The following is a 19,543-nucleotide window of genomic DNA, read 5'->3' on the forward strand; positions in this document are numbered from 1 at the left end:
CTCGCGCACTTCCATTTCGACCAGTTCCAGCAGTTCTGCGTCGTCAACCAGGTCGCACTTGTTCAGGAACACGATGATGTATGGAACGCCAACCTGGCGTGCCAGCAGGATGTGCTCGCGAGTCTGCGGCATTGGGCCGTCAGCAGCGGAGCAAACCAGGATCGCGCCGTCCATCTGCGCAGCACCGGTGATCATGTTCTTGATGTAGTCGGCGTGGCCTGGGCAGTCAACGTGAGCGTAGTGACGGTTGGCGGTCTCGTACTCGACGTGGGCGGTGTTGATGGTAATGCCGCGTGCTTTTTCTTCTGGAGCAGCGTCGATCTGGTCGTAAGCTTTGGCTTCGCCGCCGAATTTCTTCGACAGAACGGTTGCGATAGCAGCGGTCAGGGTGGTCTTACCATGGTCAACGTGACCGATGGTGCCAACGTTCACGTGCGGCTTAGTCCGCTCGAACTTTTCTTTTGCCATTTTAGACTCCTAACAAATGTTGAGTTGCTGGGCACGCGCCCGACTAATCAGATGGATACTGCAGAATTCTGGTGCCCTTGACGTGGATTGAACACGTGGCCTCTCCCTTACCAAGGGAGTGCTCTACCACTGAGCTACAAGGGCTTATTTTTACTACCATGCTGCTTGGAGCGGGTGAAGGGAATCGAACCCTCGTCATAAGCTTGGAAGGCTTCAGCTCTACCATTGAGCTACACCCGCGAGGTCCGACAACATTCGACTACAACTTCACTCAGCTTCCTGCATTTGGTGGAGGGGACTGGATTCGAACCAGTGTACTCATAAGAGGGCAGATTTACAGTCTGCTGCCTTTAACCACTCGGCCACCCCTCCGCGAAGGAACCGCAGAGTATGAAGCAACTTCTAAACACTGTCAATGCTGTTATTTGCTTATTTCGCAAACGCTGCATGACGTGCGCTTCGGGGCGAGATTGTAAAGGCTAGCCCTGCAAAAATGCAAGTGTTGTTTTTGGGTTGCGGCAATTATTTTTGAAAGCCGGTAAAGCGGGCTCGGGCACAAGTGCCGACCCGAACCTGATCGGCTTGAAGAATCAAGGACTTAAGCCCTAAATGCTGTGCTTGCGCAGACAGTGCCAGCCCCTTGGGTCTGACACCGCCTTACCGGTTTTAGGGCGACAAGGCCGTCAACACCTGCGCTTTCAGCGCCCGAATCAGGGAAGTTTCATCCGGCGCCACCCCCTCCGGCGCCGGCAGCGCCCGGTCCGCATAGAACAAGCCCAGCTGCACACCCTGCAACACCAGCGGCAGCACGATAAAGCTGCGCGCATCCGGCAGCAGGTCGAGATGCCACTTCGGCAACAGATCGCGGATCTTGGTCGCATTCGCATCGGCGATCATCAAATCCGCATCATTTTCCAGCGCCAGGTGGAACAGGTCCTTGCCTTGCAGCGGAAACACGAAGCCCTCCTGCCGCAACGCCCGCTGCTCGCCCAGCGCAATGCGGGCCCGGAACTGCGCCGTCTTTGCATCCTTCAGGCACACCGTGGCAAAGCGAAAGCCCATGCTGCGATACAAGGTCTCCAGCACCGCCTGGATCAGCTCGTTGACCCGCGCCTTGCCTTCCACCCGCATCTCGGTCAATTCCTGCACGCCCGCCAGCAATTGCTCGCGCGCATCGAACGGCTTGCCGCTCGGGTAAGCGCCCTCTTTCGCGCCCGCATCCAGGCTGGCCAGCGCCAGCACGCTGGGCAGGGTGCCGGCCGCGCCGGGCATCTGGTTCGATTCCGCATACGGATCGCCCGGCTCGCCCTGCGCCCCCTTGCTGCTGCCGCCGTCGAGCTGCATGCTGTCCAGCAAGGCATCCATGCTGCTGCGCGCGCGCGTCAGCACGCTGGTCACCTGTTCGCGCTCGAGCCCCAGCGCATTGCCGAAGCGCTGGTGCAGCAGGCGCACATCATCGGCCGCCGCGCCGCCCGCGCGGGTCAGCGCGCGCGCCCCGTCGATACTGAAGTGCACCACTTGGCGTATCCATTCGGCGCGGTCCGGCGGCGGGCGCAGCGTGCCGCTGGACAAGGGCGCCAGCGAGCGGATGATCACTTCGGGGATTTTCCATTCGCGCAGCACGGTCGCCGTCAGCGTATCGTAGGTGCTGCCCAGGATCATCTGCGACGCCTGCGCCTGCGTGTGCTGGCCCGCCACCACCAGCGCGTTGATTTCGCGGAAGCGTTCATGCTCGCGCGAGGCGACCAGCAAGGGGCCCAGGTTCTTGAACAGGGCGCCGATGGAAGCTTCCTCGGCCTTCTGGTAGGGGCTATAGCGCGCCAGTTCGCGCCCCACCAGGCTGGCGCAGAGGGCCGTCTCCAGTTCCACACGCACGCTTTGCGCATGCTTGCTGTTGGACAGGGTATCGACCAGCAACATGGCCAGCGCCGTGGTTTTCACATTATCGAAACCAAGCAGCGAAATCGCATGGGAAATAGTGGTCACCGGCGCCCCGGACGCCTGGCGGTATTGCGGGGTATTGGCCAGGCGCAGGATCTTCTGCGTCAGCGCCACATCCGACAACACGTGGTAGGCCAGGCTCTGCGTGCCCTGGTCGTCGGAATCGGCCATCTGCACCACGCGCGCGATGGATACGCCGAGCGCGAACAGGCCCTCGTCATCGCTGCACAACTTCTTCAGCAGGTAAGCGCGGACCGGCCGTTCTTCTGGAGGATTGCTGGAGCTCATAAGTCATTGTAGCGCCAGCAGCTATCAGATCGCGACGCGTACTCCTGCTTCGCGGCGCGGTGCCGGCCTGATGTTGTATTTCTTCAATATATCCTGGTGCAGGCCGGCCAGCGCATTGAGTTTGTTGTTGGCGGGGTCGAGGCGGCGCACGGTGGCCACCAGCGACAGCACATGCCGTCCCAGGGCGTCGTCCCAGCCATCGTTTTCCAGGCATTTCAGGATGGCCACGGCCGCATTGAAGGCCACTTGCGCATTGTCCGGCAGCTTGGCGACCGCTTCCAGCATCAGGTCGACCGCGCCGCGGAAGTCGCCGTTCTTCGCCAGCGCCGCGCCGGCCGCCACCATTTCGCCCACTTCGTTGCGGCTCTCGTCGGCCAGGCGGTGCGCCAGTTCGGCGCGGCCGCTCTTTTCCATCATGCGCACGGCGCGCTCCACGGCGCCGGGCGTGGCGGCGTTGCGCATCACATCGCGCATCACCTCGGTGGCCATGTCCTCCTTGCCCACCTCGAAGCAGGTGCGCGCCAGTTCCATCTTCATTTCATTCGACAGGCCGCTGGCGGTGCGCACGCCGGTCACCGCATAGTCCAGCGAGGCATTCATGCGCGCTTCGTTGCCGGTGAATTCGTGCAGGGCGGCCGAGGCGATGGCGCTGCAGATATCGGTATTGGGCGCGCCGGCCAGCGTCTTGTCGAGGTCGCGGATCACCGCCGCCGCCTGTACCGGATCGCCCTTCTTGACCAGCGTCTGCGCCAGCTTGGCATGGTCTTCCGGGGTGCGGAATTCGGAATAGCGCGTCTTGCTCACCACCTGCTTCATGGCCCGTTCGGCGCTGTCGACATCGCCCGCTTCCAGCGCCACTTCGCCCAGGCGGCGCAGGCGCCGCACGGCATGCGGCGACAGTTCGACCGCGTTGGCCAGCACCGCCTGCGCCGCCGCCAGGTCGCCGCTCGCCTCATGGGTGCGCGCCAGCCAGTCGTAGGCGTCGAGGAAGCGGCTGTTCTTGCCCAGCAGCTCTTCCAGCATGGCCCGCGCTTCATCGTAGCGGCCGCGCAGGTACAGGGTCTTGGCCTGGCCCAGGCGGGCCCAGTGCACCTGGCGGCTGGCCCACAGCTCGGCGTACAAGGGTTCCGCCAGTTCCGGCTCGCCTGCCTGGATATGCATTTCCGCCCGCAGGCGGCGGAACTCGGTGGCGAAGCGCGGCTGCGCCGCCTCGCCTTCCTGGCAGGCTTCGATCGCGGCGCGCAGATCGCCCATATCGATCAGCTGGTGCACCGGCAGCAAGGCGTTGCGGCGGTCGAGGGCGCGCCAGATGCGATCCAGCATGGCGTCGGCCGCGAACGGCTTCAGGATGTAATCGTTGGGCATCAGCTCGGCGGCCGAGACCACCTTGCTGAACTGGCCTTCGCCGGTGACCATGAAAAACATGGTGGAGGCATTGATCAGGCGGTGGTCGCGCAAGTCTTCCAGCATCTGCTGGCCGTCCTGGCCGCCCTCGAGCGCGTATTCGCACAGCACCAGGTCGTAAATCCGGGTCTCCAGGGCGCGGATGGCCTGGTTAGAACTGGCGGCGTCTTCGATCCGCACCAAGCCGCACAGGCTCAGCATATTGTGCAGGCTGGCGCGCATGCTGGGATTGGGCTCGATGACCAGCGCTGTCAGGCCCTTCAGTTCATTCATGGCTCTCGGCGTAGGGCATAGGCTGCCCTTATTTTAGCGCTTGCACGCTACGCGCCGTGAAAATTGGTGAGAATGAAGATGACGGCGCGGCGCGGCCGCCACAGTTGGGCTCAGGCGCCCTGGCCCAGGCCGGGGCTGCGCTCGACGACGTCATTCAGGGCGGTGACCACTTCCGGATCGAACTGGGTGCCGGCACGGTCGCGGATATAGGTCATGACTTCCGGATAAGGCCAGGGTTCCTTGTAGGGACGCTCATGCAGCAGGGAATCGAAGACATCGACCACCGCCACAATGCGCGCCGAGAGCGGAATCTGCTTGCCCTTGAGCTGGCTCGGATAGCCGCCGCCATCCCAATGCTCATGGTGGCCGCCGGCGATTTCGGCGCCATAGGTCAGGTAGCTGACGCCATCGACCATATTGGCCGCACGCTCCAGCACGCTGCGCCCGACCGCCGCGTGCGTCTGCATCAGGGCCCGCTCATCGTCGGTATGGGCGCCCGGTTTCAGCAGGATATGGTCGGGAGTGGCGACCTTGCCCACGTCGTGCAGGATGGAGGCCAGGCCGATCATGTCCACCAGCTGCGGCGTCAGCTCATCGTCATATACGCCGCGCTCCTTCATGCGCGCGGCAATGGCGGTCGACAGCTGCTGCACGCGCCGCACGTGGCCGCCGGTACAGCCGTCGCGGAATTCCGCCAGGTCGGCCAGCGCCACCACGGTGGCTTCCTGCGCCTTGCGCAGCTGGCCGAACATGTACAAATTGTCAAAGGCGGCGGCAATGCGCTCGCAGAACACTTCCAGCAGGTCGCGCTGGATCTGGGCCAGCGGCCAGGGCGGCGTCACGGAAATCAGCACATCGCGGTTTTCGTGCGTGTGAATGTAGAGCACATTGGCAGGATGCTCGAACTGGCTTTTCTTTTCCTGGAAGGCTTTGCGGATGGTCGGCCACAGCGGATGGCTGGCCGGCATCTGCTCATTTTCCGCCAGCGGCGCATAGCCGCCGGTGGCCGCCACCACGGTGGTATCGCCGGTATCGACCTGCATCAGGCACAGCACGCCGTCCGCGCCCACGTCGAGGATGGCCGATACCTGGTTCAGCACGCCGGAGGCGAACTCGCGCAGCGAATGGATCTGGTACAGATTGGTCGCGCCGGCCAGGATCTTGCCCAGGCCGATGCGCGAACGCTCCAGCATATTCAGGCTCTCATACGCGCGCAGCGCCGAGATCACGGTCGTAAACAGCTTTTGCGTGGTGAGTTCGGTCTTGGCCTTGTAGTCGTTGATATCGTATTCGATGATCACGCGCTGCTCGGGCGCCTGGCCCGGCTGGCCGGTGCGCAGCACCACGCGCACGATGGCGTTGTGCAGCTCTTCGCGGATGCGGCGCGCCAGCAACAAGCCGGCATCGTCCGTTTCCATGACGACATCGAGCAAGACCAGGGCAATATCGGGCGTGTCGCGCAGGATGTCGAAGGCTTCCCGGCCGCTGTAAGCGGAAAACAGTTCCAGCTCGCGGCCCTTGAAGCTGACGTTGCGCAGGGCCAGCCGGGTCACCGCATGCACGTCCTGGTCATCATCGACGATGAGCACGCGCCATAAGCGCTGTTCAGGCGATCCCGCCGATGCTGGCTGCTTTTCTTCTTCGTCTTCTTCGAGAAGCCAGTTGTCATCGACGGCGTGAGGGTCCGCCATGAAGTCTCCTTGATCAAAATGCGCTAATCTTTAGATCCAGCATAATCAGATTTGACTTGGCTAGCAATTAAAAATTGCCCACTCGTAAATCGCTTTGCACTCTGATACGCTTTGACAACACAGATTTTGCTAAAGGAAAAAACCATGCAAGTTAATGCGCAAGAAGACGCTGGGCAAGGCAAGGAATTCCTGGCATTCAAGCTGGGCGCAGAAGAGTACGGGATCGATATCCTGAAAGTGCAGGAAATCCGCGGTTATGAAGCGGTCACCCGGATTGCCAATGCGCCCGACTTCATCAAGGGTGTGATCAACCTGCGCGGCATCATCATCCCGGTGGTCGACATGCGCATCAAGTTCAAGCTGGGCGAGCCCGTCTATGACCAGTTCACGGTGGTGATCATCCTCAACATCAATGGCCGCGTGGTCGGGATGGTGGTCGACTCGGTGTCGGACGTGACCACCCTGATGCCGGCCCAGATCAAGCCGGCGCCGGACCTGGGCACCGCCTTCAGCTCCGAATACATGATCGGCCTGGGCACGATCGACCAGCGCATGCTGATCCTGGTGGACATTTACCGCCTGATGGCCAGCCCGGAAATGGGCCTGAGCGAAACGCTGGCGGCCGGCGCCGCCTGAACACGCCGGGCTCAGCCGGCCTTCGCGCGCGCGCAGCCGCTCTGGCCGGCGCCCAGGTTCAAGTTCTGGTAACGGATTTCATATTTACCGTTCGACAACTGGTCAACCACCAGCTTGTCATGCGGCTGCACATAGGCATAGCGCACATTCGCGCGGCGCTCCAGGTCGTACACCTTGATGAAGACCGGCGCGGCGTTGGCGCTGTTGTCCAGCGTGAGCTGCATGTCCTCGCCTTTGTTACCGACCGGGAAACCTTCCACATAGCCGGATTGGGCCGGCCACGGTTCGCCATTGGGCGCCACCGGCGGCGCCACCTCGGCTTCGCAGTCGACGGCGGCGCTGGGCAGCACCACCTGCGACAGGGCCAGCACCTTGATCGGCGGCGCAGCAGAGGATGGCAGCGTCGGCTCCGGCGAATACGGTTTGGCCACAGCCCAGCCATCGTCCGGCGTGACTTTTTCCACCCGCGGCGGGTGGATGCGCGGCGTGGCCGCCGCGGTGGCGGTGAGTTCGGCGGGCGGCTTGCCGCCCCAGGCGCCGGCCAGCACGCTGGACATGGCGCGCGGCTCGCTGACGGTGAGTATCCCGCCCAGCCAGCCGGCCGCCGCAGCGCCGCCCACCGTCCCCCAGAAACGCCATGATTGCAGGACGCGGGGCCGGCGCGGCAAGTCGAGCTGGTCGGACCAGCCCGGCTCGTGGCCCGCCTCATGCCTGGTGCTCTCCAGCCACTCGATTTCCCATTCTTCCTGGGTGATCCACTCGTCGTGCTCCTTGCGCCGTTGCGGATCGGACAAGGCGCCATACGCCGTGTTGACGATCGCCATGATGCGGGCCGCCTTCTCATCACCCGGATTCTTGTCTGGATGATATTTCTGGCTCAGGGCCTTATACGCCGCACGTATGACTTCCTGCGGCGCGCCACGGGCCACCTTCAGGTTGTCATAGTGAGTATGTATCTTTCCCATTTTTAAATGATATTACAAACGGTGGCTGCGGTCGCTACTCAGCAATGGCTCGGGCAACGCGATGCCGTGGCCAATCACCAGCACCTTGAACAATTCTCCCATTTCGGCAGGAGAAAGCAATTTCTGTAGCGCGTTAGCGTGCGGCAAGTAATTCAGGGCGTCGGCCGGATCGAAACGCTGGATCAATTCGCCGATCCCGGCGCCGATCAGGAATCCCGCCTGGCTGTTGTAAGCCAGCACATCGGCGCCCGCATCCTGGGCCGCCAGCGCCATGGCCGTGAAGTCGACGTGGGCGGTGATGTCCTGCAGACCGGGCAGGTAGAACGGTTCCGGGTGGGCGTGGTGGCGGTAGTGGCACATCAGGGTGCCGGTGGCGCGGTCGCCCAGGTAGAACTCGCGCGCCGGGAAGCCATAATCGAACAGGAACGCCGCGCCCTTGCCTTGCGCCAGCATGGCGGCCAGCGTGGCCATGAAACCGCAGCCGGCGCCATGCACCTCGGTCACGTAGCCGACCGGCAGCGCATCCGCCTCCGGAATCTGGCGCGCGATCTGCGCCTGCAGCGCGGCGCCGGCTGGCGTCGGCTGCCAGGCGAAACCGGCAGCGGTCGCCGTCACGTGCAACGATTGCCAGCCCGCCTCGGTCAAGGTGACCACGTCGACCGGCATCGCATCCAGCACCTCGTTGCCGAACACGACGCCGTCAAAGGACGCCGGCAGCGCATCCAGCCAGCGCACCTGCGGGAAATCGCGCAGCAGTGCCTGCTGGCGGGCGCGCAGCTCGCCGGACAGTTCGACGATGGAATAGCTCTCGAGCGCCACACCGGCGGCCGCCAGCTCGGTCAGGATGTCCTTGGCCAGCTTGCCGGTACCGGCGCCGAATTCCAGGATGTGCGGCGCGCTTTGGTCCATAATAGCGGCTGCGACATGCGCCAGCGTTTGCCCGAACAGGGCGCTCAGCTCGGGCGCGGTTGTAAAATCGCCATCCTTGCCCAGCTTGGCGGCGCCGCCGCTGTAGTAGCCCAGGCCGGGCGCATACAGCGCCAGTTCCATGAAGCGGGAGAATGGGATGGCGCCACCTTGCCGCGCAATGTCGTCGGCAATCAGGCGCTGCAAGGCTTGGGACGCGGCCAGCGCGTCGTTGGAAGGTGCTGGTAAAGACATGCCGGCATTGTAGCGGTTCAGCGCGGCCCGGCGCCATTTTGCTCGATTTGACTATGACTATCACAATTCCATTGCCGCGCGTGGCCCTGGTGACCGGCGCCGGTCGCCGCCTGGGACGCGCCATCGCCATCGAACTGGCGCGCGCCGGCTGGGACATCGCCGTCCATTACCGCAACTCGCACGACGAAGCGCGCGAGGTGGCGCAGGCGATTGCCGCCCTGGGCCGCCGCGCCGTCACGCTGCCATGCGATCTGTCCGACGAAGAGGCCGTGCGCGGCCTGCTGCCGGCCGCGCGCAAAGCGCTGGAGCGGGTCGACTGCGTGGTCAACAACGCTTCCCTGTTCGATTACGACAGCGACCTGAATTTCAGCCACGCCCGGCTCGACGCCCACATGCACGCCAACGTGGCGGCGCCGATCCAGCTGGCGCGCGCCTTGTACGACGCGACGCCGGATGGCGGCCAGGCCGTGGTGGTGAACCTGCTGGACCAGAAGCTTTATAATCTCAACCCTGATTTCCTGTCCTACACCCTGTCCAAGGCGGCGCTGCTGGCGGCCAACACCATGCTGGCCCAGTCGCTGGCGCCCAAGGTACGGGTGGTGGGCGTGGCGCCCGGCATCACCATGGTGTCCGGCGACCAGAGCGAGGAAGGCTTTGCCAAGGCGCACACCCAGACGCCGCTGGGCCGCTCCAGCACTCCCGAGGACATTGCCGCCGCCGTGGTGTATGCGGCGGGCGCGCGGGCATTGACCGGCACGACCCTGCTGGTCGACGGCGGCCAGCACTTGATGCCGTCACCGCGCGATGTGATGTTCCTTGCAAAATAAACGAATTTACAAATCCACCTGAAGGTATTCGCACGATGCTGTCCGCCCTGATTCACCCGCAACTGCAAGACTGCCGCCGGCTGTTCCTGCGCAACTATGAAGTGCTGATCAACATCGGCGTGCACGATTTCGAGAAAAAGGGCGAGCAGCGCGTCCTGATCAACGTCGACCTGTACATTCCGCTCGCCGTCTCGACCCCGAAGGCCGACGAACTGAACGAAGTGGTCGACTACGACTTCATGCGCGAAACCATCGCGCGCCGCATGGCCGCAGGCCACGTGCACCTGCAGGAAACCCTGGTGGACGATGTGGTGAAGGCGATGCTGGCGCATCCGAGCGTGCGCGCCGCGCGCGTATCGACCATGAAGCCCGACGTGTACCCGGACTGCGAAGGCGTGGGTGTGGAAGTCTTCCAGATCAAGGAACCAGCATGAACGCCGTCGTCGATACCAAGGCCGCCGACAAGGTCGCCCTCGAAAACAACAAGCTGCACAAGCGCCTGTGCCGACTGGTCGGCCAGGCCATCGGCGACTTCAACATGATTGAAGACGGCGACAAGGTGATGGTCTGCCTCTCCGGCGGCAAGGATTCCTACGCCCTGCTGGACATCCTGATGACGCTGCGCGAACGCGCGCCGATCGATTTCGAGATCGTGGCCGTCAACCTGGACCAGAAGCAGCCGAACTTCCCGGCCGACGTGCTGCCGGCCTATCTGGAAAAACTCGGCGTGCCGTTCCATATCGAGAACCAGGACACCTACTCCATCGTCAAGCGCCTGATCCCGGAAGGCAAAACCACCTGCTCCCTGTGTTCCAGGCTGCGGCGCGGCATCCTGTACCGCGTGGCCGATGAACTGGGCTGCAACAAGATCGCCCTGGGCCACCACCGCGACGACATCCTCGAGACCTTCTTCCTGAACATGTTCTTCGGCGGGAAGATCAAGGGCATGCCGGCCAAGCTGGTGTCCGACGACGGCAAGCACATGGTGATCCGCCCGCTGGCCTACGTGAAGGAAGAAGACACCGAGCGTTATGCCGAGGTGAAGCACTTCCCGATCATCCCGTGCGACCTGTGCGGCTCGCAGGAAAACCTGCAGCGCAAGCAGATCAAGGCCATGCTGCGCGAATGGGAGAAGAAGCACCCGGGCCGCGTGGAGAACACCTTCTCCGCCCTGTCCACCGTGATCCCTTCGCACCTGATGGACCGCGACCTGTTCGGCTTCAAGGACCTCAAGACCGACGGCATCGCCAACCCGCTGGGCGACATCGCCTTCGACGAGGAGCCCTGCTCGACGCCATCGGCCACGCCGGGCGTGATCCCGCTGCAGGCCGGCTAAGGCTGACGGATGGCGCGCGGTTTGCGCGCCTTCTCAAGCACGTCGCGCAAATTCATACGCAAATAGTCCAGGTTACCCACGTAGCTGGACATTGCGTGCAGCGCGCGCGCTTCGATTTCCTCGGGATCTGGGCCGTTATAACGTGCCATCTTGCTGACTATAAGGTCTACAGGACTGCGCACATAAACTTCAATATGCCTGGTTCCAAGCAGCACACGTATTGCATCTTTCAGATAGTCCTCATGCATTAGCGCAAACGTGCTCAAGTCGGTTTTCGATCGCGTGACGAAAGCGCGCCACGTCCGTAACGAGTCCATCAGACACCATTTGCGGGAACGAACGTGGCTTTACTCTGGTCTTGTCAAAGTACGAGCGCGCCGCACTATCGAGTGTCTTGGCATGCATCGGATATCGAGTCTTCAGTAACTGGGCCGCGAAACGGAACAAGTCCGCTTCGCCGTGCGATGATGGGCTGCGCTCCGCCCTGATTGCATCGATCAGGGCGCCAAGCATGGAATCTTCAGTCTCGCGGGCCGGGCTGGCTCTCAAGTCCGCCATCACAGCATTGCGATTCACAACACCCCAATCGTCAATTCTGTAGGATGACCCGATTTTTTCGAACCGCATGCGCAACTGTTCTCGCGCAAGGTCAATTGCGCGCAAAACTTCTGCACGAGTACATTCAAGCGCCAGCGAGGCATAGTGCGCAGTCGCTTTCTCGCCAAGCTGTTCAATTGTAAGCAGCACCGAGAAGCAGCGCCTTAAATCATGTTTGGGGAAGTCTTTGTATTTCATTGATGCCTCCTGAATCCCAGTTTAGTCCGTTATTTGATACACTTCAATTGCGTTATTTACAACATGACAGTTAGAATGGGTTTCTTCCTTAATCGCTGAAGGGGACCTCCCGATGCATCGCTTCCTCGGCTTCTGTGCCGCTTTCCTGATGTTGTCTGTTGCGCCGCTCCTGCATGCGGAGGAGCGGCCCGAGCTCGCCGTGGCGGTGGACCTGCGCCATGTGGCGCAAGACCTGTGGCGCGTGGATTACCGCTTTGCGCAAGCCGTGACGGCGGTCAAGCTGCCTTCCATCGGCGAATTTAGGAACAAGGAGTGGAAGGTGCTCACGCCAGGCATGGACATGAAATCCCGAGCGGACTTCGATGTCATTGCCTCCAAAGGCAAGCCGTTCAAGACGGCCAGCGTGCAGATCCGGACTTTCGACGGCTGGTCGCCCAAGGAGTATGTTTCCTTCAACCGTTTCGGCGATGGCGGGACGTCGGTCTACCTCGGCCACCTGCAAGGCGACGTCGAACAAGGCGGCAAGACGCTCTCCATGCACACCGATTTCAAGCTGTCTGGCCTGGCGCAGGAAAACGTGATCGCCCCGCCCACTAACCGCCTGCACCCGGGTGGCGTGCGCGGCTACGCCTACTTTGGGCCGGCGCAGGCTGTCCTTGCCGGTGCGGCGAAAGTCCTGATCGATCCAAGAACGCCGCAATGGCTGCGCGAAACGATACTCGATGTCGGCGCAAAAACTTCCGCCTACTACGAGAAGGCCTATCAGCGGCAGTTGAAGGACGAGCTCCTGATCATGGTCTCGATTGGCAATGTCGAATCGTCGGGCTTTTCGATCAAGGGAGGCACCATCATGGGCGCGGGCCAGGTTTCCTACCGGGTGGAAGGCAAACAGGTGCTGATCGACCATCCGAAGCTGCGCGAGTACGTCAGCAAAAACGTGGCGCACGAGATGGCGCACATATGGCAATTGGCGGTCTCACGCGGCGCCATTGGCGACGCCCAGGATCCTTGGATCCACGAAGGCGGCGCGGAGGCAATGGCACTCGATGCCCTGGCCCAGACCGGCCTGTTCAGCGAAGAATCGGTGCAGGCCTACCGCGCAAAGCAGGCCGCGACCTGCGAGAAACTTGGCGGCGCTGTCGATACCTACGACGGCATTTATGCCTGCGGCCTGATGCGCTTCGACAAGCTGGGCGTCGGCATCGTTCCGCTTTGGCGCTCCATGATGGCGGCGACCGAAGCGAGCGGCGCAGCCTATTCCCAGCAGATGATCGACACTATCGTTTCTGCGAAGTAGGCGCTGCTTGGGCGCGCGAGAAGGAATACGGCGCATCGGCGGGCGCGGTGCCGCGCTGCTGGTTCGCTTGCGCCGACATCGTCACATCGAAGGTGGCGCCGCGCAGTATCTCTTCGTGTGACAGCCAGTTGCGCTGCATCGCGCGGCCATTCAGTCTGGCGGCGCGGATATAACGCTGATCGGCGCCGTTGCCCGGCGCGTTGATGCGCAGCTGCTTGCCGTTTTCCAGGTGCACGGTGGCGTGCTGGAACAGCGGCGCACCCACCACGTACTGGCCGACGGCCGGCGTCACCGGATAAAAGCCCAGCGCCGAGAACACGTACCAGGCCGAGGTCTGGCCATTGTCTTCGTCGCCGCAGTAGCCGTCCGGCGTGGCCCTGTACATGCGGTTCAGCGTTTCGCGAATCCAGTACTGCGACTTCCACGGTGCGCCAGCGTAGTTGTACAGATAAAGCATGTGCTGGATCGGCTGGTTGCCATGCGCATACTGGCCCATATTCGCCACCTGCATCTCGCGGATCTCGTGGATCACGGAACCGTAGTAGCTTTCGTCGAACACCGGCGGGGTGCGCATCACGGCATCGAGCTTGTCGACAAACGCGGCGCGCCCACCCATCAGGTTCACCAGGCCGTCGATGTCGTGGAACACGGACCAGGTGTAGTGCCAGCTATTGCCTTCGGTGAAGGCATCGCCCCATTTGAATGGATTGAAGGGCGACTGGAAACTGCCGTCCTGGTTGCGGCCGCGCATCAGGCCCGTCTCCGGGTCGAACAGCTTTTTGTAGTTCATGGCGCGCTTGGCGTAGATACCGATTTCCGATGCCGGCTTGCCGAGCGCCCGGCCCAACTGATAGATCGCAAAATCGTCGTAGGCATATTCCAGCGTGCGGGCAGCGTTCTCGTTGATCTTGACGTCGTACGGCACGTAGCCGAGTTCCTTGTAGTACTGCACGCCTTTGCGGCCGACTGCGGACATCGGACCTTCGTTGTCGGCGCCGTGCTTGAGGGCTTGCCACAAGGTCTCGATATCGGGACTGCGGCTCCCCTTGATCCACGCATCGGCCACCACCGAGGCCGAGTTATTGCCGACCATGATGTCGGCATAGCCCGGGCTTGACCACTCGGGCAGCCAGCCGCCCTCGCGGTAAGCGTTGGCCAGGCCGGCCTGCATTTCGCGGTTGACCGATGGGTAGACCAGGTTCAGGAAGGGATACAGGGCGCGGAAGGTGTCCCAGAAACCGGTACCGCCGTACAGGTAGCCGGGCAGGACCTTGCCGTTGTAGGGGCTCCAGTGCACTGGCTGGCCGGAGGCATCCAGTTCGTACAGCTTGTTCGGGAACTGCACCATGCGGTACAGGCTGGAATAGAAGGTTCGCACCTGGTCGATGCTGCCGCCCGCCACTTCCACTTTCGACAGGGTGCGGTTCCACGCGGCCTTGGCACGCGCACGGGTGGTGTCGAAATCATCGCTTGCCAGCTCCCGCTGCAGGTTTAATTCGGCCTGTTCAGGACTGATAAAGGACGAAGCGACCTGCATGTGGACCTTTTCGCCGCGCGTCGTCTTGAAGCCTACGATTGCGCCGCTATGCCCACTTTCCATCTCCAGCGCGCCTGCCACCAGTTCCTTGCCGCGCCACACATCGGTGGACGTAAAAGGTTTATCGAACACCATCACGAAGTAGAGGCGGAAGTTCGACGGCAGCGGTCCGCGCGCATAACGCGTGCTGTAGCCGACCACCTTGCGCTGCTCGGGAACAATCTTGACGTAAGAACCCTTGTCGAATGCATCCACCACCACGTAGCTCTGGTCCGATTCAGGGAAGGTGAAGCGGATCTGCGCTGCGCGTTCGGTCGGCGTCAGTTCGGCGGTAACGTCGGAATCGGCGAGATAGACACTGTAGTAGTAAGGCTTTGACGTTTCGGCTTTGTGCGAGAACCAACTGGCGCGGTCGTCTTCCGTGAAGCGCTTAGCGCCTGTCACCGGCATAACGGAGAACTGGCCGTAGTCATTCATCCACGGCGACGGCTGGTGCGTCTGCTTCAAGCCGCGCAACTGATCGGCGTCGTACTGGTAAGTCCAGCCGTTACCCATCTTCCCGGTTTGCGGCGTCCACATATTCATGCCCCAAGGGACAGTGATTGCCGGATAGGTGTTCCCGTTCGACATTTCAGGCTTGCTGGCTGTGCCCATCAGGGGGTTGACCCATTCGACAGGGTCATCGACCTTGCCGACGAATTGCGCTGATGCCACCGGCGCCATCAGCACCAGCGCGAATGCGATCATCTTCATTGCTGGTATCCCGTTTGGCTGTATGGACGGGCGCTGCGTTCAACGCCCCAGTCTTTGTTCGGTTCTGCCTGCATGCGGAACGTCAGTTCACCGCCAGCCATGATGTCTTCGTGACGCAGGAAGCTGCGCGCCAGCGGCTTGCCGTTCAGGGTGACGCCGCCGACAAAGGCATTGACCGCCGACAGCCCTTCGGCACGGATGGTGAAGCGCTTCCCGTTCTGCAGGTTCAGCACCGCCTTGTCGACGAATGGGCGGCCGATTACATACTCATTACTGCCCGGCGCCACGGGGTAAAAACCCAATGCGGTGAAGACCAGCCAGGCAGACATCTGCCCCAGGTCATCATTGCCTGCCAGGCCATCAGGCTTGTTGTGGTACTGGCTGGCGACAATCTGCGCCAGCCGCGCCTGGGTCTTCCAGGGTGCGCCGGCGAAGTTGTACAGGTACGCCACGTGATGCGACGGCTCGTTGCCGTGCGCGTAATGGCCGATCAGGCCGGAGATGTCTTCCATGTGGGCGTAGGCATTGTCATCGACCTTGGCGTCGAACACCTGGTCGATTTTCGACTGCAGGCCGGCATCGCCGCCCAGCATGCCGACCAGGCCGGCGTTATCGTGCGGCATATACCAGGAATACTGCCAGGCGCTGCCCTCGGTGTAATCGCTGCCGAAGTTCGACTGCACCGGGTTGAACGGCTCCCGAAATTCGCCTGTGGATTTACGGGCGCGGACGAAGCCGGTCCTGGTGTCGAAGACGTTGCGGTAGTTCTGCGCGCGCCGGTAGAAACGCGCCGCGACATCCTTGCGCCCCATCTTTTCCGCCATGCGGGCGATCGTCCAGTCGTCGAAAGCGTATTCGACGGTCTTGGATGCGGCTTCCGGTTCCAGGTCGATCGGCACATAGCCCAGCTTCATGTAGTGCGCGAGCCCGCCGTATGGTCCGTAGTCGGCACTGGCAACCATCGCCGCCAGCGCCTGGTCGGCGTTGATGCCCTTGATACCCTTCATATACGCATCGGCGATCACCGGCACCGCGTGGTAGCCGATCATGCACCAGGTCTCCTGCCCATGGAAGGCCCACACCGGCAGGATGCCGTGCGGGCTATGCTGGCGCGAGGCGACCAGCGAATTCACGAAATCCGCATTGCGCTGCTCCGGCTGCACCAGGGTGAGCAAGGGATGCAGGGCACGGTACGTGTCCCACAACGAGAACGTCGAGTGATAGCGGAAGCCTTGGGCCTGGTGCACCTGGTTGTCCGGGCCGCGATATTTGCCGTCGCGGTCCATGAACAGGCTTGGCGCCAGCATGGCGTGATACAGGCTCGTATAGGCCATGGTGCGCATCTCGGCGCTTGCTTCGATCGTCACTGCAGACAGGGCTTCGTTCCACGCATTGCCTGCGCGCTGGCGCTCCGCATCGAAGTCCCAGCCCGGCATTTCCTCCAGGTTGGCGAGCGCGCCATCTTCGCTGACGGCGGACAAGGCGACTTTCACCAGCAGCGTGCCGTCTTCCGGCGTGCCGAAGTCGAAGGCGCCAACCAGCGCCTTGCCTTCCAGCTGGATCTTGTCCGAAGGCGTCTTGCCCGGCCCGGCAAAGCCCTTGTATTCCACACCCTCTTCCCGGTTATACAGGCTGCGGCTGGCAATCGGGCGTGAAAACTGCATTGCGAAATAGACCTGGCGTGCAGGCGCCCAGCCGCGCGTGATGCGCATGCCCGTGACTGTTGTGTTGTCGCGCACCCGCAGCGAGGACCACAGGTTCTTGCCGGTGTAATCGTAGATGCTCTGGCGCAGATCGAGGATCACTTTCGCTGCGGCGCTCTTTGCATAGCGGTAGCGGTGCAGGCCGACCCGCTCGCTGGCGGTCAGCTCGACGTCGACTTCGTGGTCCTGCAGGCGCACGGCGTAATAGCCCGGTTCCGCCCGTTCGTCCTCGTGGCGGAAGCGCGAGCGGTAGCCGCTGAAGGGGCGCTCGGGATAGCCCGGCTCCAGCCTGGTGTCGCCGGAATACGGCATCAGCAGGATGTCGCCCAGGTCGGAGTGGCCGCTGCCGGAGAAATGGGTGTGGGAGAAACCGAGGATGGAATTGTCCTCGTAGCGGTAGCCGGCCGCCCATGGGTAGCTTTGGCGGAAATGGCGCACCTGGGTATCCGGGCTCAGTTGCACCATGCCGAAGGGCCGGGCGGCACCGGGGAAGGTGTGGCCATCGCCGCCGGTGCCGATAAACACATTGACGGCGGCGGCCGGACTGCCGGGGGGCGCCGCCTGCGCCGCCGTGGCCAGCAGCGCGGCGGCGCACAGCGCCACGAAAGGTCGAATACCCATGGTGTCTCCTTTTATAGTGCTGCTTTTATAGCCTTAGCCGCTTTTCCCCCGCAATCAAAAGTGGCGAAAACACCCCCAATTTAGGTTTGTTTAGTAAACAACACCGGTGCGGTAGACCGGATACAGGTTGTGGCGGTCGTCCCACGTCGCATGGCGGCGGGCGAAGAAGTCCAGCCGCGCGCGCGGGCTCTTGGCGAAGGCGGGATCGCTTTCCAGCTTGGCTTTGAAAGCCGCCGCCAGGGCCGGATCGGCCGCCAGCATATCGCGCGCCGCCTCTTCGGCCACATATTCCTCCATGTACTCCTTGCGTTCGGTGTAGTTGTTGAAGAAGCCCCAGGCAGCCAGCGAATCAGCGCCAGCCGGCTCCAGCATGGTCATCACCAGGCGCGACTTCGCCTGAGCGATCGGCACAAACAGTGCTCCCGCTCCGACCTCGCGCTGCTCGGTTTTCCAGGCGCCCTTCCAACTGGCCAGCTGGTGGCCCTCGAAGGATGCCGCCGTCAACTTGGCTTCGTCGGCACGGAAGGCTTCGACCGCGACCGTGCCGGGGGCCTTGTCCAGGCGCTTGTAGCCGATGCCGTGCACCTTCAGCTTGGGCTCGATCAGCGCAACCTGCGCCGCCGGCACCAGGTAGCCGCCAGCCGGGGCCTTGAGCACCACGTCGGGGACGACTTCATCGCGCAGGGGCACCGTCCATTTCTGCGGCTTGCTCTCGTCGTACTTCGTCCATACCCCGCCCGAAACCTCTGATGGCGTGCGGCTGTATTCATAGCCCGGGAAGTCGATCATCTCGGAGCGTTCCGTGGTCTTGTAGCTGAGCGGCATCTCGGTCAGCTTGGCGGCGCGCACGTCGGCTTCCGCCGCCGCCTTGGCCCAGGCCGCGCCATGCTGCGCGAACTGCTCCATCAAGGAAACGATGGTGTTGCGGGTGACCTTCACCCGGTGCGGATAGGCGCGCCAGGAGTGCGTCTCCACCAGCATGGCGAGGCGGTTGCGCATGGGGAAATAGCCGGTCGAGAAGCGCGGCGTGGACATGCTGTCGACAAAGCCTGAATCCGGCTCGTCGGTCTTGTTGAAGGAGATGTAGAAGTGACGCGGGTCGGAGCCCTGCTTGCGCAGGTCGGCCATGACGTTGTCGCGCAGCGCCGTCCCCACCGGCAGCAGGGCCGCGTCGCCGCCGTGCACCGGTTCGACCTGGATCGACACGTCCGGCTGGAACTTGGCGCCGTCCGTCACGTGCAGGTCGATGTAGGCCAGAGGGTCCCAGTCATTGACCAGTTTGAGCATGGCCTGCATTTCCGGCGCATCGGCCTTCACATAATCGCGATTCAGGTTGTAGTTCTGGGCGGTGACACGCCAGCCCATTTCCACCGGGCCGCGCTGGTTGGGGCGGTTGTTCCTGCCGAAGCGTTCATGGCCGTCAACGTTGAAGACGGGGACGAACAGGACCACCTGCTTGTCCAGGGCGCCAGCGGCAGCCTTGCCTTCCAGCGCCTCGCGCAGTGCCCAGAAACCTGCATCCTTGCCGTCGATCTCCCCGGCGTGGATGCCGCCTTGCACCAGCAGCACCGGCAGCTTGCGCTGCCTGGCTGCAGCGGCAGTCAGCGCGCCGCTGCGCGATACGGCCAGCGCCAGCATCGGCCGCCCTTCCGGCGTTTCGCCGAAAGAGAAGCAGCGCACGGCCTTCGGATACGCCTTCTGGTAGGCGGCGCACAGGCGCTGCACTTCGTCATAGCGGCCGGTGGCCTGGTAGCCGGAGCGTTCGGCGATGGTGGTGAGATCGGGCGCGGCGTGCGCCAGCGGGAAGGCGGCAAACAGGGAAAGCAGTACGGCGGTACGAATCATCT

At 62.8% G+C, this 19,543-nt stretch carries 16 protein-coding genes and 3 tRNA genes; 5 read left to right on the top strand and 14 right to left on the bottom strand.

Annotated features, from left to right (window positions below; translation table 11 throughout):
- The 7 genes from H597_RS0116525 to H597_RS0116555 all read right to left on the bottom strand — a co-directional run.
- The coding region (locus H597_RS0116525) for a GTP-binding protein (RefSeq protein WP_028103101.1) at positions 1 to 468 on the bottom strand (468 nt) is incomplete at its 3' end.
- 69 nt (positions 469 to 537) lie between these two features.
- Positions 538 to 612 (bottom strand) — tRNA-Thr (locus H597_RS0116530).
- A 22-nt stretch (positions 613 to 634) separates the two neighbouring features.
- Positions 635 to 708, bottom strand: a tRNA-Gly gene (locus H597_RS0116535).
- Positions 709 to 754: 46 nt separating this feature from the next.
- A tRNA-Tyr gene (locus H597_RS0116540) sits at positions 755 to 840 on the bottom strand.
- A 294-nt stretch (positions 841 to 1,134) separates the two neighbouring features.
- Positions 1,135 to 2,697: an HDOD domain-containing protein gene (locus H597_RS0116545; RefSeq protein ID WP_028103102.1), complete on the bottom strand. Its 1,563-nt coding sequence runs from the start codon at positions 2,695 to 2,697 to the stop codon at positions 1,135 to 1,137.
- A gap of 24 nt (positions 2,698 to 2,721) precedes the next feature.
- Positions 2,722 to 4,374, bottom strand: coding sequence for a tetratricopeptide repeat-containing response regulator (locus H597_RS0116550; protein WP_028103103.1), 1,653 nt, complete (start codon positions 4,372 to 4,374; stop codon positions 2,722 to 2,724).
- Between the two features lie 110 nt (positions 4,375 to 4,484).
- Positions 4,485 to 6,065, bottom strand: a complete 1,581-nt coding sequence (locus H597_RS0116555; RefSeq protein ID WP_028103104.1) for a DUF3369 domain-containing protein — start codon at positions 6,063 to 6,065, stop codon at positions 4,485 to 4,487.
- A 144-nt stretch (positions 6,066 to 6,209) separates the two neighbouring features.
- Between H597_RS0116555 and H597_RS0116560 the strand changes: the two genes are divergently transcribed.
- Positions 6,210 to 6,701: a chemotaxis protein CheW gene (locus H597_RS0116560; protein ID WP_028103105.1), complete on the top strand. Its 492-nt coding sequence runs from the start codon at positions 6,210 to 6,212 to the stop codon at positions 6,699 to 6,701.
- Positions 6,702 to 6,712: 11 nt separating this feature from the next.
- Here the strand turns inward: H597_RS0116560 and H597_RS0116565 are convergent, their stop codons facing one another.
- Complete coding sequence (locus H597_RS0116565) at positions 6,713 to 7,666, bottom strand: J domain-containing protein (protein ID WP_035374537.1); 954 nt, start codon at positions 7,664 to 7,666, stop codon at positions 6,713 to 6,715.
- 12 nt (positions 7,667 to 7,678) lie between these two features.
- Positions 7,679 to 8,827: a class I SAM-dependent methyltransferase gene (locus H597_RS0116570; protein ID WP_028103107.1), complete on the bottom strand. Its 1,149-nt coding sequence runs from the start codon at positions 8,825 to 8,827 to the stop codon at positions 7,679 to 7,681.
- A 53-nt stretch (positions 8,828 to 8,880) separates the two neighbouring features.
- Between H597_RS0116570 and H597_RS0116575 the strand changes: the two genes are divergently transcribed.
- The 3 genes from H597_RS0116575 to ttcA are packed head-to-tail and all read left to right on the top strand — an operon-like array spanning position 8,881 to position 10,990.
- On the top strand, positions 8,881 to 9,654 hold the full coding sequence (locus tag H597_RS0116575; protein ID WP_035374539.1) for an SDR family oxidoreductase: 774 nt from the start codon (positions 8,881 to 8,883) through the stop codon (positions 9,652 to 9,654).
- 35 nt (positions 9,655 to 9,689) lie between these two features.
- On the top strand, positions 9,690 to 10,088 hold the full coding sequence (locus H597_RS0116580; protein ID WP_028103109.1) for a dihydroneopterin aldolase: 399 nt from the start codon (positions 9,690 to 9,692) through the stop codon (positions 10,086 to 10,088).
- On the top strand, positions 10,085 to 10,990 hold the full coding sequence (gene ttcA / locus H597_RS0116585; protein ID WP_028103110.1) for a tRNA 2-thiocytidine(32) synthetase TtcA: 906 nt from the start codon (positions 10,085 to 10,087) through the stop codon (positions 10,988 to 10,990). Before H597_RS0116580 ends, ttcA begins: the two co-directional genes overlap by 4 nt.
- On the opposite strand, the gene H597_RS35720 is transcribed toward ttcA, so the two are convergent.
- Positions 10,987 to 11,238, bottom strand: a complete 252-nt coding sequence (locus tag H597_RS35720) for a DUF6036 family nucleotidyltransferase (protein ID WP_154668143.1) — start codon at positions 11,236 to 11,238, stop codon at positions 10,987 to 10,989. The two genes, ttcA and H597_RS35720, sit on opposite strands and share 4 nt — an antisense overlap.
- Entirely contained in the window at positions 11,231 to 11,785 is a 555-nt protein-coding gene (locus tag H597_RS0116595) for a hypothetical protein (protein WP_028103111.1), read from the bottom strand. The genes H597_RS35720 and H597_RS0116595 overlap by 8 nt, the downstream gene beginning before the upstream one ends.
- A 112-nt stretch (positions 11,786 to 11,897) precedes the next feature.
- Here H597_RS0116595 and H597_RS0116600 point away from each other — a divergent pair, with 112 nt between their 5' ends.
- Positions 11,898 to 13,082 carry a hypothetical protein gene (locus H597_RS0116600; RefSeq protein WP_035374542.1) on the top strand — a complete coding sequence of 395 codons (1,185 nt, stop codon included), beginning with the start codon at positions 11,898 to 11,900 and terminating at the stop codon, positions 13,080 to 13,082.
- Here H597_RS0116600 and H597_RS0116605 read toward each other — a convergent pair.
- From H597_RS0116605 to H597_RS0116615, 3 genes are all read right to left on the bottom strand, one after another.
- Positions 13,063 to 15,372: a GH92 family glycosyl hydrolase gene (locus H597_RS0116605; protein ID WP_028103113.1), complete on the bottom strand. Its 2,310-nt coding sequence runs from the start codon at positions 15,370 to 15,372 to the stop codon at positions 13,063 to 13,065. The two genes, H597_RS0116600 and H597_RS0116605, sit on opposite strands and share 20 nt — an antisense overlap.
- The gene (locus tag H597_RS0116610) at positions 15,369 to 17,696 is read right to left on the bottom strand and encodes a GH92 family glycosyl hydrolase (RefSeq protein ID WP_051293862.1); all 2,328 of its coding nucleotides are present in this window, start codon (positions 17,694 to 17,696) and stop codon (positions 15,369 to 15,371) included. Before H597_RS0116610 ends, H597_RS0116605 begins: the two co-directional genes overlap by 4 nt.
- A 90-nt stretch (positions 17,697 to 17,786) precedes the next feature.
- On the bottom strand, positions 17,787 to 19,541 hold the full coding sequence (locus H597_RS0116615) for a M14 family metallopeptidase (protein ID WP_028103115.1): 1,755 nt from the start codon (positions 19,539 to 19,541) through the stop codon (positions 17,787 to 17,789).
- Positions 19,542 to 19,543 lie beyond the last annotated feature (2 nt).

Origin of the sequence: Pseudoduganella violaceinigra DSM 15887 (genome assembly GCF_000425385.1) — a bacterium.
In the GTDB taxonomy this organism is placed as follows: domain Bacteria; phylum Pseudomonadota; class Gammaproteobacteria; order Burkholderiales; family Burkholderiaceae_D; genus Rugamonas; species Rugamonas violaceinigra.